We start from the raw sequence: 13,353 nt of genomic DNA, 5'->3' as shown, positions 1-13,353 counted from the left end.
CGCGCATGGCATGAAAATCCGGTAATGCCGTGTAAGCGGGCTGTGCTGTCGTGCCGAAGGCGCAATCGCGTGCCGGGTATCGGCCGGACGCCGCCGCGCCGGGATGCCCCATCCGGAACGGCCGGCGCCACCCGGCCTCCCGCGGCGGCTTGCCGCGCCGTTCAGGCCGGCATGCGGCACACCGGGCGGGCGCGCTTCAGCACGCCCACCAGGCCCAGGCCGAGGGCAAGCATGGCCCAGCTGCCGGGCTCCGGCACGGCCGAGATGAGATCGAGGCGCACGGCGCGGCAGTCGCCGAAGACGCCGCCGTAGCAGGCCGTCGCCGCGATCTGCTGGGCGTCGTTGATGCCGTTGGCGCTCGTGATGACCCAGCCCGACGCCGGATCGATCAGCGTGTTCAGGTCGACGAGGCCGGCGCCCGTCCACAGGAAGCCGTGGTAGCCGTAATGGTCGGGGTCGATCGTCACGGCGGCGCTGCCCACGATCTGCTTGAGGTTGTTGATGTCCCAGGCGATGCTGTCGTCCTGCGCCGGATCGAGGATGCCGAGGTCGGTGATCGTGCCGTGGTCGTACAGGAAGGCGTGGGAGGCGTGGATCATCGTGGACATCGGGATGCCGCCGACGGCCAGACCGTCGTCGTTCAGGCCGTAGATCGCGCTGTCGCCCAGGTCCGACGCGCCGATCGAGTGGGCGGTGCCGCCGCTGAACGTGACGGCGTGAAACGGATATTCCGGCACGGTGAACGGCCCCTCGAACGACGAGCCGCCGATCATGCCCTTGTTGTTGATGGCATAGGCGGTGCTGCCCAGTCCGCCGGGCAGGGTGCCCAGGTCGGTCATCGTGCCGCCCGAGTAGCGGAAGGCCTGCGCGAAGCCCATCGTCGCCGGGTCGCCGTTCAGGGCGTCGCCGACGATCACGCCGTGGTTGTTGATGCCGAATGCCTCGCTGCGGTCGCCGCCCAGCGTGCCGAGGTCGCTCATCTTGCCGACGGCGTAGGAGAACGCGTGGAACTGGCCCGCGCCGTTGTCGGACCCGCCGACGATCTGGCCGTAGTCGTTGATGGCGTTCGCGCTGCTGTTGGTGCCGCCCAGCGTGCCGAGATCGGTGTACGTGCCGCCGGCGTTGACGAAGCCGTGGGTGACGCCGGCACTGGTGATGCTGCCGACGACGTCGCCCCAGCGGTTGATGTCGCTGGCGGAACTGCCCGTGCCGCCCAGCAGGGTCAGGGCGTACAGCGGGTCCGCCAGGGCCGCCGCGCCGGGCAGAGCCAGGGCCGCGGACAGGATCAGCCGGGAAATTTTTGATGACGTGCGCATGCTAGCCTCCGGGATGGGTTGTTGGATTCCGAGGCCAGCTTAGGGGAGTCGCCGCATCGCGCCCTGATGAGAATCAGAGGTATGCGTGATGGGTATGTGGCGTGTGCCCCACAGGATGCGTCAAACGCACGCCGCGCGCCAGTCCGCGCGCGCCAGTTCGTGCACGGGGACCAGTGCGCCATCCCATTCTTCGATGCCGGTAAAACGCATGCCCAGCTTGTCCATCACACGCAGCGAGGCCGTGTTGTCCGGGTGGCGCACGGCGCATAGGCGGGGAGCGTCCAGCACCGTGAAGGCGTAATCGGCCAGCGTGCGCGCCGCTTCCGTCGCCAGGCCCAGCCCCCAGCTCGCACGGCGCAGGCGCCAGCCGATCTCGTGCGGGTTGGCGCGGTCGCGGCCCAGGTGCTGGATGCCGCCGGCGCCGACCAGCTCGCCGCTTGCGCCGTCGATCAGCGCCCACCACGAATAGCCCCACTCGGCCCAGCGCGTGCGCACGCGGGCGATCATGGCGCGCGTCTCGTCGGGCGTCTCCGGCCGGCCGAGGAGATAGCGCATCACGTCGGCATCGCGGTTCATTGCATGCAGCCCGTCGAAGTGCCGGTCGGCGATGGGCTCGTAGCGCAGGCGGCCGCTCGTGAGGATCGTCATGGCGGCCGGCGCTCAGTTGTGCGCGTGGTGCGTCGCCGACAGGCGGCGCATCAGCGGCAGGACGGCCAGCGCGATGCCGGTGCATACCAGCGCGCCGACGCCCAGGTGGTTGAACAGGCTCGTGTAGATCGGCAAGGTCTGCACCGGGTTCGTCACGTCGCTCGGCACGCTGGCCAGGTTGGCGACGACGCCGCCCAGGTATTGCGAGATGCCGGTGGCGACGTAGTAGGCGCCCATCATGAAGCCGCTCATGCGCACGGGCACGTAGCGCGCTACCATCGCCAGGCCGAGGCCCGACACGAGCAGTTCGCCCAGCGAATACAGGCCGTAGCCCGCGACCATCACCCACGACGAGGTCTTGCCGTCGACGGCGAACAGGCCGGCCACGCCGTAGGCGAAGAAGCCCAGCGCCACGGCGAAGAAGCCGAGCGCGAACTTGCCGGCGATCGACAGGTCCTTGCCGCTGCGGCCGGCGGCCGAATACGCCCACGCGAGCACGGGCGACAGCACCATGATCCAGATGGCGTTCAGCGCCTGGAACTGGGCCGGCGCCCAGTCGAACAGGTGCGCGCCGAACAGCGAGAATTCGAGGTCGACGTTGCGCAGCGCGAACAGCGACAGCGACGTCGACATCTGCTGGTAGAAGATGAAGAAGAACACGGACTGCAAGGTCAGCACGAGGGCCGCCGTGAGGCCGGCGCGTTCGTTCGGCGCGCTCTTGCGGATCAGGTGGATGAAGATGCCCAGCACGACGAAGCCAGCCAGGTAGACGAAGATGCGGGCCAGGGTCTGGTACTCCAGGATCACGGCCGACATGCCGACCATGACCACGCCGCCCGCCAGCACGGCGCCGAGCTTGCCGACGTCGAGCGGACGCTCGTCCGGCAGCGAGCCCACGTGGGAAATGGTGGCGCGCATGATGAAGACGTTGAACAGGCCGACGACGAGGCCCACGCTGCAGGCGCCGAACGCGATGTGCCAGCCGAGCTCGCCGCCGTAGGTGGCGTTCACGTAGTCCTTGATCCAGGGCGTGGCCAGCATCGAGATCGTCGAGCCGACGTTGACGGCCATGTAGTACAGGGTGAAGGCGCTGTCGATCTTGGAATCGTCGCCCTCGTAGATCCGGCGCACGAGGTTCGCCGTGTTCGGCTTGAACAGGCCGTTGCCGACGACGACCACGCCCAGGGCGCAGAACAGGAACCACGTGTTTTCTGTAGGCACGGCCATCAGCGCGTAGCCGACCGTCAGCACGAGGGCGCCCAGCACCATCGAGCGCTTGGTGCCCAGGACCTTGTCGCCGATCCAGCCGCCGATCGCGGGCGACACGTAGATCAGCGCCGCCGCGGCGCTCCAGACGAGGTTGGCGCGGCTGTCGTCGAAGCCGAGGCGCTGGACCATGAAATACACGATCAGCGCCTGCATGCCGTAGTAGCCGAAGCGTTCCCACATCTCGATCAGAGCGATGGTGAGGAACGAACGGGATTGGGTGGGGAGGGGTGGGATTTCGGGTTTCATGACTTTCCTGAGGGGCTGCCGACGGCCTCGTGAGCCCGGCAAAGCGTGGATGCTACGCCAGAGAAAGGGATCGTGCAACAAGGGAAAAGCCTGTACTGACAGGGCGTATGCAATTATTTCAATTCCCATGATCCAATCAGATCTTGCTGAATATACAATCGGAAGATTCGGATTTCCGACATCGGACACCATGAGAGTGCGTACGCATCTGGCCCTGCTGGCCGCCGCCGTCTTCCTGCCCGTGATCCTCGGGTCGGCGATCGCCATCCGGCTGCTGCTCGATGCGGAACGCCAGGCGGTGTTGCGCAGCATGCAGGAACTGGCGCGCGCCACCGCGTTGACGATGGACCGGGAGCTCACGGCCGCGCTGGCCAGCGGCCAGGCGTTGACGACGTCGCTGACCTTGTTCCGCGGCGATTTCGCGACGTTCTACAGCCAGGCCAGGAGCGCCAACGCGGGCACCGGCCGCGATACGGCCCTGCTGCGCGCGGACGGCGAGCAGGTGTTCAACACCGCCCGTCCGTACGGCGCGCCGTCCGCCGCACCGTCGGCCGCCACGCGCCTGCGGGTGCGCACGGTGCTCGAGGGCGGCGTGCCGGTCGTGTCGGACCTGATCGTCGGCAGCACGGCGCGCCGCTTCGCCGTGGCGGCCCAGATCCCCGTGACGCTGGGCGACGGCCGCGCCATGGTGCTCGGCCAGCGGATCGACGCGCGCCGCCTGAACGCCATGCTGCCCCGCGACGTGCCGGGCTCGTGGCTGATCACGGTATTCGACCGTGTGGGCCGCACCATCGCGCGCAACCGCGGCTGGGAGGCGTACGTGGCGGAGCAGCCGCGTCCCGCGGTGCTGGCGGCCCTGCGCGCCGGCACGGCGATCGTGCGCAGCGAAAGCCGCGAAGGCACGCCGATGTACGCGGCGCTGGTCCGCTCGCCCTTGTCCGGCTGGACGGCCGCCGTCGGCGTGCCGGTCGCGGAACTGGAGGCGACCGCCGCGCACGCCGTCTCGCTCACGGCCGGCACGCTGTTGTGCGCGGTGGCGCTGGCGTGCCTGGGCGCGCTGCTGTTCGCGCGGCGCCTGCTGGCCGCCACGGAATACCTGGGCGCGGCGACGGAGGGCATGGTCGACGGCCGGCTGCCGCCGCCGGCCGACCTGCGCATCACGGAGCTGAACGCCCTGCAGAAGGTATTGCACGCCGTGTCCACCCGCCTGATCCGGCTCGAGAGCGCGCGCCAGCGCCACCTGGCGGAGGCGCAGGCGGCGCGCAGCCTCGCCGAGGCGCAGAACCGCGCGAAGGACGAATTCCTCGCCATGCTGGGCCACGAGCTGCGCAATCCGCTGGGCGCGATCAGTTCCGCGATCGCGCTGATCCAGATGGGCGCCAGCGGCCAGGCGGCCGAGCGGGCGCATCAGATCATCGGGCGCCAGAGCCGGCACCTGGGCCACCTCGTCGACGAACTGCTGGACGCGAACCGCGTGCTGAGCGGCCGGGTGACCCTGGCGCCGGTGCCGCTCGACCTGGCCGCGGCGGTGCGCGACGTGGCCTCGACGTTGCAGACGCAGGGCACGACGGCCGAGCACACGGTCGAACTGGACCTGGAGCCGGTGTGGGTCCACTGCGATCCGACGCGGCTGCAGCAGGTGATCGGCAACCTGATCGAGAACGCGGCCAAGTACACGCAGGCCGGCGGCCGGATCCGCGTGTCGGTCCGCGGCGCGGGCGGCATGGCGGAGCTGGCGGTGGCCGACGACGGCAAGGGCATCGACGCCGACCTGCTGCCGCGCATCTGGGACGTGTTCGTGCAGGGCAAGGTGCTCAGCCGCGCGAAGGGCGGCCTCGGGATCGGCCTGGCCGTCGTCAAGTCGCTCGTCGAGCAGCACGACGGCAGCGTGGCCGTCGCCAGCGGCGGGGCGCAGCAGGGCAGCACGTTCACGATCCGCCTGCCGCTGGCCGGCGCCGCACGGCCGTTCCCGCGCCGCCGCCGGGCCGGCGCGTGCTGCTGGTGGAGGACAACGACGACTTGCGCGACATGACCTGCGCCCTGCTGCAGGCGCGCGGCTGCACGGTGCTGACGGCGGCCGGCGGCAAGGCCGCGCTCGCTCTGGCCGCGCGCCACCGGCCCGACGTGGCGTTCGTCGACATCGACCTGCCGGACATCTCCGGCTATGACGTCGCGCGCACGCTGGCGCGCCAGGGCGGCATCCGGCTCGTGGCCGTGACCGGCTACGGCCAGCCCGACGACGTGCGGCGCGCGCTGGACGCCGGGTTCGACCTGCACCTGAAAAAACCCGTGCGCCTGGACGAGCTGGAGCGCGCGCTGGGCGAGGCCGATCCCGTGCGCTGAACGCCGGCTCTTTTGATTATGACCGCCATGTGATCGCGCGACGTGGTTGTTATCGCTATCTGTTTTGTAACGGTGAAATGGAATGCTGGTCACGCGGCCAGGGCTATTTGGCGGCTTCGCCACAATTCCGGCGGGCGCCGGCGCCGAATTCTTTAAATTTTGTTAAACATGGCGAACACGATTGAAATTCGATTGGCGGTGATCGGATTGTCAAGTAATCTGGGGTTGCAGAGCGCAGGCAACCAATAATCGACAACCATGGCCGACTCGACACCCGACGCACCGACCGGAGCCCGCGACGACGGGATCGTGGACGCCGTCCTGCGCGAACGCACCGCACACCTGCCCGCGCACGACGGGGCGGAGGAAGCCGGTGCGCTGGCCGGGTTGGCCCAGGCGCTGGCCGACGACCCCGCGCACGCCATGCAGCGCCTGGCCGATGCCGTGCGCGCGCTGTGCGGCGCCGATGCCGTCGTCGTCGCGGTGCGCGATGCGGCGCCGGACGGGGCGGACACGGTGCGCTGGTGCGTCGTGTCCGGCGCGCTCGCCGGGCGCCAGGGCGAACGCTGGCCGCTGGATGTCTGCGCCTGCGGCGCGGCCATCCTGGCCGACGGCGCCGTCCTGTTCGCGCACCCGGCCGACCGGTTCCCCTCGCTGCGCGCCGCCGGCCCGGTGCCGGGCGAATTCCTCGGCGTGCCGTGGCGCGTCCACGGGGACGTCGTGGGCGCGCTGGGCGTCGTGCTGGGCGAGGACGGCGGCGCGCATTTCGACGCCGACGACCTGCGCCTGCTGCGGGCCTGCGCCGCCTTCGCCGCGGCCGCCCACCAGGCCGGCGGCAGCAAGGCCGTCGACGGCGTCGAGATCGAACGCAAGGTGGAGGAGCGCCTGCGCCCCGTCCTCGAAAGCAAGGAACACCTGGAGCGCGAGGTCGAGGAGCACCGCGCGGCCGAGCGGCTGCTGCGCGAGCACAAGGCCCTCATCGACGCCACCCTCAGCATCAGCACCGTCGGCGTGCTGTACTTCGACATCGACGGCACCGTCCGCGACGTCAACGCCGCGTTCGAACGGATGACCGGCTACACCTGCGCCGAGCTGCGCACGATGCCGAACTGGCGCGACATGACGCCGCCCGAATTCCGGGACGCGTCGGCGCGTGCGCTGCGCGACCTCATCGAGCACGGCGTCACGCTGCCGTACACCAAGCAGATGACGCGCAAGGACGGCAGCCGCTGGTGGGGCCTGTTCGCGCCCGCGCGCATCTCGGGCGAGGGCGCGCAGGGGCGCTGCGTGCTGTTCGTGATCGACGTCACGGCCAACAAGGAGACCGAGGCGCGCCTGGCCGAGAGCGAGGAGCGCTTTCGCGCGATGGTCGAGGGCTTCGCGCAGACCGTGTGGGAGACGGATGCGCACGGCCGCCTCAACATGGGCTCGCCCAGCTGGACGACCTACACGGGGCAGTCGGAGCCGGCGTCGCTGGGCGTTGGCTGGATCGACGCCGTGCACCCGGACGACCGCGCCTACGTGCTGCGCGAATGGCGCGCGGCCGTCGGCACGCGGCGCATATTCAACGCCGAGTTCCGCGTGCAGGCGGCGTCCGGCGGCTGGCGCTGGAGCAATGCGCGCGCGGCGCCGCTGTTCAACCCCGACGGCAGCGTGCGCAAATGGGTCGGCATGCACATCGACGTCGACGAGCGCCGCCGCACCCAGGCCGCGCTGGCCGAGAGCGAACGGCGCTACCGCATGCTGTTCGAGGCGATGGACGAGGGCTTCCTGCTGGCGACGGTGCGCTTCGACGACGCGGGCAAGCCCGTCGGCCTCGATTACGCCGAAGCGAATCCGGCCGCCGTGCGCATGGCCAACATCGCCTACGTGGGCCCGGGCCAGTTGCGCATGCGTCCCGAGCACGAGCCGTGCTGGCTGGACGCCTGCGCGCAGGTCGTGCGCACGGGCGTGTCCAGCCGCTCGCAATGCTTCTCGCAGCCGCTGGCCAGCTGGTACGACTTCTTCGTCTACCCGGTCGGCGGGCGCCAGGTGCCGCGGGTGGCGATCCTGTTCCACGACATCACCGTGCGCAAGCGTGCCGAGGATGCCCTGCGCGAGAGCGAAGGCCGGTTCCGCGCGCTGGCCGACGCGTCGCCCGCCCTCGTGTACCAGTTCGACGTGGACGGCAACGTCATCTACCTGAACCAGCGCTGCGTGACGCACGAGACGGCGGCCGGGGAAGACAAGGGCGGCTGGAAGGACATCGCCCGCCCGGACGACATGGATGCGTATCTGCGCGACGTGTACGACGGCATCCGTGCGCGCGGCGCCTTTACCCAGCGGCTCCACACGATGGTCAGGGACGGCAGCTGGCACTGGTTCGAATCCCATGCGTCGCCCTGGCATTCGGGCGACGGCGAACACCGTGGCTACGTCGGCATTTCGCTCGACATCACGGGGGCCGTGCAGGCCGAGGAGGCCCTAAAGGAGGCCGATCGTCGCAAGGACGAGTTCCTTGCGACGCTGGCCCACGAACTGCGCAATCCCCTGGCCCCGATCAGCAACGCGGTGCAGCTGATGCGCCGTCCGGACGGGCGGCGCCAGTCCGACCGCGTCGTCGAGATGGTGGGGCGCCAGGTGCGCCAGATGGCGCGCCTCGTCGACGACCTGATGGAGGTGTCGCGCATCACGCGGGGCAAGATCGACCTCAAGCTGGAGCGCGTGCCGTTCGCCGAGATCGTGGCCAGCGCCATCGAGACGAGCCAGCCGATGATCGACCGGGCCGGCCACCAGCTCGCCGTGGCCCTGCCGGAGCAGCCCCTGTTCCTCGACGCCGACCGCGTGCGCCTGACGCAGGTGTTCTCCAACCTGCTCAACAACGCCGCCAAGTACACGGACACGGGCGGCCGCATCTGGTTCGACGTGCGGCGCGACGACGGCCAGGTCGTGGCCACCGTGCGCGACACGGGCATCGGCATTCCGGCTGACGCGCTGCCGGGCGTGTTCGACATGTTCACCCAGGCGCACCGCTCCGCCGGGCGCGGGCAGGGCGGGCTCGGTATCGGCCTGACGATGGTGCGCAGCCTCGTCGAGATGCATCACGGCACCGTCGAGGCGCACAGCGCCGGGGCGGGCCAGGGCAGCGAATTCATCGTGCGGCTGCCGCTCGCGTCCGACCATGACATCGGGAACGACGTGCCGCAACTGGGCCAGGCGCGCCCGGCCGCGCCGTTCCACGGCCAGCGCATCCTCGTCGTGGACGATAACCGCGATGCCGCGGATACGCTCGGGCTGCTGCTGGAAGCGGACGGGGCCGAGGTGCGGGTCGTGTACGACGGCCGCGCCGCGCTGGCGATGGCGGAAAATTTCCTGCCGACCAGTGTCCTGCTCGATATCGGCATGCCGGGCATGGATGGCTACGAGGTTGCCCGCCGGCTGCGCCAGGACGAGCGCTTTTCCGGCCTGCGCATTGCGGCGCTGACGGGCTGGGGCCAGGACGCGGACCGGCGCCAGACCCGCAACCGGGGTTTTTCGCACCATCTCACCAAACCCGTCAGCATCGAGGAGCTGCACAATATTCTTGTCTGAAACTGTTGGCATGAGATTGCCGAAACAATCGGTTACAAATTTGTGACATATGCGCCCTGCATTTTGTTCCGCTCTGTGCGTTAGCGAACGTCAATACCAACATCGCCTGAGTAGACTGAACTCAACGTCAACCGATGTTGGGAGGCAGCGATGGCGTGGATTTCACAATTTGTCAGATACCTGGGCGTCTTTGGCGACCCACAGTCACACCCGGAAACGATTTCGGACCTCCCACCATTCGCGTTGCGCCAGACACTCGAGGCGTTATTGCGTACCGGCTGGATGAAGACGTTCGAATACGATGCGGACGATGCCTGGGTCGACTACGCGCGGGTGGACTTGCGCAGGGGCCGATCGAAGCTGAGGCTGGAGTGGGACCAGGACAGCGGCGGCACCGTCGAAGGGCCGCGCGCCGTGCTGGATGGGTTGCGGGTGCTCGATCCGTGGACGCAGATGCGGCACGCGCATTGACGGTCAGAACTGCTCGTCCGCCCCGAGGTAGCGCCACTGTCCCGGGGGCAATTCACCGAGCTTCACGCGCCCGATGCGCACGCGCTTGAGGCCGATGACCTTGAGGCCCACCATGTCGCACATGCGGCGAATCTGGCGCTTGCGGCCTTCCTTCAGGGTGAAGCTGAGCTGGTCGTCGTTCTGCCAGCGCACCTTCGCGGGCAGCAGCGGCTTGCCGTCCATCCACAGGCCGTGGTTCAGTTTCCTGAGGTCGGCGTCCGGCAGGCGGCCCGGCTTCGTGTACTGCACGCGCACGAGGTATTCCTTCTCGATGGACGTGGCCTCGCCGATCAGCTGCTTGGCGATGCGGCCGTCCTGCGTCAGCACCAGCAGGCCGACGGAATCGATGTCCAGGCGGCCGGCCGGCACGAGCGATTTCAACTGGGTCGGGTGGAACTGTTCGGGCGACGGATCGTCGGCCCAGCGGTTTTCCGGCTTCACGAGCACCACGGCCGGCTTGTAGCCATCCTCGGCCTGGCCGCTGACGAAGCCGACCGGCTTGTTCAGCAGCACCGTCACGCGCTTCGCCTGCTGGGCGGCGGCCTGGCGCTCGACCGTGATCTTTTGGTGCGGCAAGACTTTGCTGCCGAGTTCGGACACCACCTGGCCGTCGACGCGCACCCAGCCTTTCGCGATCCATTCGTCGGCCTCGCGGCGGGACGAGAGGCCAAGTTCGGACATGCGTTTGGAGAGGCGTACTGGTTCAGTCATGGTCATTCAAAAAATTACGAAAACAAGACACGTCGTTCCCGCGCAGGCGGGAACCCAATTTTGCGAGCGTTATCGCGGCGCATGAAAAACTTGGGCCCCCGCCTTCGCGGGGACGACGGGCTAACTCAGATTTTCACGGCATCCAGCAGCTCGGTCTCCAGCTGCACCTGCACGCGCTGGTTGTTCAGCGCCTGGCCGTCGATGAGGAACACGTCCTCGACGCGCTCGCCGAGGGTCATGATCTTCGCGGTGTGCAGGTTGATGCGGTAGCGCGCGAGCACGCTCGCGATTGTGTACAGCAGGCCGTTGCGGTCGTTCGCGCCGATGGACAGCACCCAGAACTGGCCGCGCTCGTCCGGGCGCATGTCGACCGTCGGCGTGATGGGAAAGTGGCGCGACATGCGCGACAGCCGGCCCCGCAGCGGCGGCGACAGCGGCTCCTGGTGCACGAGCACTTCGCACAGCTCGTGCTCGATCAGGTTGATGATGTCGCGGTAGCTGTTGGCGAAATGCTCGTCCGTGATGAGGAAGGTGTCGAGCGCATAGCCGTCCTTCGTCGTGTGGATCTTGGCGTCGAGGATGGAAAAGTTCTTGCGGTCGAAATAGCTGCAGATGCGCGCGAACAGGTCGGGCTGGTCCTTCACGTACACCGTCACCTGCAGGCCTTCGCCGATCGGCGCCAGGCGCGATTTCACGACGGGTTTGTCGCGCCCCAGCTTGTCGACCAGGCAGCGGGTCTGCCAGGCGATGTCGGAGGCGTCGTGGCGCAGGAAATACGCCATGTCGAGCTGCTTCCACAAGGCCTCGTGCGCATCGGCCGGGAGGCCGAACAGGCGCAAGGTCGCCAGCGCTTCCTGCTGGCGCGCGCGCAGTTCGCGGTCGGCCGACGGCGGCTCGCCGCCGAGCACGCGCAGGGTCATCTTGTACAGGTCTTCCAGCAGCTTCGCCTTCCACGCGTTCCATACCTTCGGGCTCGTGCCGCGGATGTCGGCCACGGTCAGCAGGTACAGCGCGGTCAGGTGGCGCTCGTCGCGCACGAGGCGCGCGAAGGCCTGGATCACGTCCGGGTCCGACAGGTCCTGCTTCTGCGCGACCACCGACATCGTCAGGTGGTGCTCGACGAGGAACACGACCAGTTCCGTGTCTTCCTCGGACAGGGCGTGGTCGCGGCAGAATTCGCGCGCGTCCGTCTTGCCCAGTGCCGAGTGGTCGCCGCCGCGGCCCTTGGCGATGTCGTGGAACAGCGCGGCCACGTACAGCAGCCAGCGGTCGCGGAAATTGGCGATCAGCTGGCTGCAGAACGGGTATTCGTGCGCATGCTCCGTCATCGTGAAGCGCCGCATGTTCCGCACCACCATCATGATGTGCTGGTCGACCGTGTAGACGTGGAACAGGTCGTGCTGCATCTGGCCGATGATGCGGCGGAAGTTCGGCAGGTAGCGGCCGAGGATCCCCATGTCGTTCATGCGGCGCAGCGCGTGCACGAGGCCGGCGGGCGCCTGCAGCACGCGCAGGAACAGGGCGCGGTGCCGCGGGTCGGTGCGGAAGGCGTCGTCGATGAGGGTGCGCGCATGCCACAGCGCGCGCATCGTGCGGGCCGTCATGCCCTTGATGTCGGGGCGTTCCGTCATCAGCACGAAGATTTCCAGCACGGCGGAAGGCAGAGCCTCGAACGTGTCGTCGGCGGCGATGTCGATGAAGCCGCCCACCTCGTTGAAGCGCGGGTTGATCGCGACCGGCTGCGACGGCGTGGGGAACAGCTGGGCCTCGATGTTCTGCAGCAGGATCGTGTTCAGCTGGGTGACCGTCTTCGCGGCCCAGTAATAGCGCTGCATCAGGAATTCGCTGGCGCGGCGCGCTTCCAGGCCTTCGCCCGTCGACGTGAGGCCGAACGTTTCCGCGATCGCGGTCTGGACGTCGAACACGAGGCGGTCTTCGCGCCGGTTCGTCTGCAGGTGCAGGCGGATGCGGATGTCCTTGAAGGCGCGCTCCTTTTCCATCAGCTGGCGCGCTTCCTCGCGCGTGATCAGGCCGCGGATCGCGAGCTGGCTCCACGAATTCGCGAGGCCCGCCGCCTTGGCCACCCACAGGATCACCTGCAGGTCGCGCAGCGCGCCCGGGCTTTCCTTGACGTTCGGCTCCAGCGAGAACGGCGTGAATTCGTACTTGGCGTGGCGCAGCCGCATCTCGGCCGTCTTGGCGTGGAAGAACGCCTGCGCATCCATCGCGGCGTCGTAGCGGTGCAGCAGCGCGTTGAACGCCGCCTCGCTGCCCGTCACGAGGCGCGCTTCCAGCAGGCTCGTCTGGACCGTGATGTCGGCGGCGGACTCCGTCATGCACTCGTCCACCGTGCGGATGCTGTGGCCGATTTCCAGGCCCAGGTCCCACAGGAGCTGCACGAAGTTTTCCAGCTTCGCCTGCACGATCGCGTCCGGCGCGCTGCCCAGCAGGATCAGCAGGTCGACGTCGGAATGGGGGAACAGTTCGCCGCGGCCGTAGCCGCCCACGCCCACGAGGGCGGCGTTCTGCGGCAGCCCGGCCGCGTGCCAGGCATCCGTCAGCACGCCGTCCACGCTGTGGCGCAGGCCGCGCAACAGTTTTTCCGGCTTGCCGTTCTCGCGGAACTCGGCGATGACGAGCTGGCGCTCGGCCTTCAGGCGCTGCTTGAGTTGCAGCGGCTGCAGGGGCTGGGGCGGGGCGATGGTGGCGGTCGACATGGCGGCGCGGGCGGGCGGTTCGC

General features: G+C 68.7%; 9 protein-coding genes. 4 read left to right on the top strand and 5 right to left on the bottom strand.

Translation table 11 applies throughout. The features are described 5' to 3' along the window. Nucleotides 1-161: 161 nt before the first annotated feature. From ACEN9Q_RS14050 to ACEN9Q_RS14040, 3 genes are all read right to left on the bottom strand, one after another. A complete protein-coding gene (locus ACEN9Q_RS14050) occupies nucleotides 162-1,316 on the bottom strand; it encodes an HAF repeat-containing PEP-CTERM protein (protein WP_056435597.1) in 1,155 nt (384 codons plus the stop codon). A 120-nt stretch (nucleotides 1,317-1,436) separates the two neighbouring features. Then, nucleotides 1,437-1,964 (bottom strand): GNAT family N-acetyltransferase, encoded by a 528-nt coding sequence (locus tag ACEN9Q_RS14045; RefSeq protein WP_056435594.1) that lies wholly within the window; start codon nucleotides 1,962-1,964, stop codon nucleotides 1,437-1,439. A 12-nt stretch (nucleotides 1,965-1,976) separates the two neighbouring features. Next, the gene (locus ACEN9Q_RS14040; protein WP_056435591.1) at nucleotides 1,977-3,479 is read right to left on the bottom strand and encodes a peptide MFS transporter; all 1,503 of its coding nucleotides are present in this window, start codon (nucleotides 3,477-3,479) and stop codon (nucleotides 1,977-1,979) included. Nucleotides 3,480-3,669: 190 nt separating this feature from the next. Here ACEN9Q_RS14040 and ACEN9Q_RS14035 point away from each other — a divergent pair, with 190 nt between their 5' ends. From ACEN9Q_RS14035 to ACEN9Q_RS14020, 4 genes are all read left to right on the top strand, one after another. Next, complete coding sequence (locus ACEN9Q_RS14035) at nucleotides 3,670-5,511, top strand: sensor histidine kinase (RefSeq protein WP_495628885.1); 1,842 nt, start codon at nucleotides 3,670-3,672, stop codon at nucleotides 5,509-5,511. Further along, nucleotides 5,508-5,822 carry a response regulator gene (locus ACEN9Q_RS14030; RefSeq protein ID WP_495628952.1) on the top strand — a complete coding sequence of 105 codons (315 nt, stop codon included), beginning with the start codon at nucleotides 5,508-5,510 and terminating at the stop codon, nucleotides 5,820-5,822. The genes ACEN9Q_RS14035 and ACEN9Q_RS14030 overlap by 4 nt, the downstream gene beginning before the upstream one ends. A 258-nt stretch (nucleotides 5,823-6,080) precedes the next feature. Beyond that, a complete protein-coding gene (locus ACEN9Q_RS14025) occupies nucleotides 6,081-9,392 on the top strand; it encodes a PAS domain-containing hybrid sensor histidine kinase/response regulator (protein ID WP_495628884.1) in 3,312 nt (1,103 codons plus the stop codon). A 282-nt stretch (nucleotides 9,393-9,674) separates the two neighbouring features. Beyond that, on the top strand, nucleotides 9,675-9,863 hold the full coding sequence (locus tag ACEN9Q_RS14020; RefSeq protein ID WP_495628883.1) for a hypothetical protein: 189 nt from the start codon (nucleotides 9,675-9,677) through the stop codon (nucleotides 9,861-9,863). Between the two features lie 3 nt (nucleotides 9,864-9,866). Here the strand turns inward: ACEN9Q_RS14020 and ACEN9Q_RS14015 are convergent, their stop codons facing one another. Together ACEN9Q_RS14015 and ACEN9Q_RS14010 are read right to left on the bottom strand one after the other, a co-directional pair. Then, nucleotides 9,867-10,613, bottom strand: a complete 747-nt coding sequence (locus ACEN9Q_RS14015) for a pseudouridine synthase (protein WP_495628882.1) — start codon at nucleotides 10,611-10,613, stop codon at nucleotides 9,867-9,869. A 125-nt stretch (nucleotides 10,614-10,738) separates the two neighbouring features. Continuing rightward, nucleotides 10,739-13,330, bottom strand: a complete 2,592-nt coding sequence (locus ACEN9Q_RS14010; protein WP_495628881.1) for a [protein-PII] uridylyltransferase — start codon at nucleotides 13,328-13,330, stop codon at nucleotides 10,739-10,741. Between the last annotated feature and the right edge of the window lie 23 nt (nucleotides 13,331-13,353).

This window comes from Massilia sp. Masssp93, from assembly GCF_059491295.1.
The sequence above is the reverse complement of the archived record's forward strand: the minus strand, read 5'-3'. Positions and strand labels throughout refer to the sequence as shown.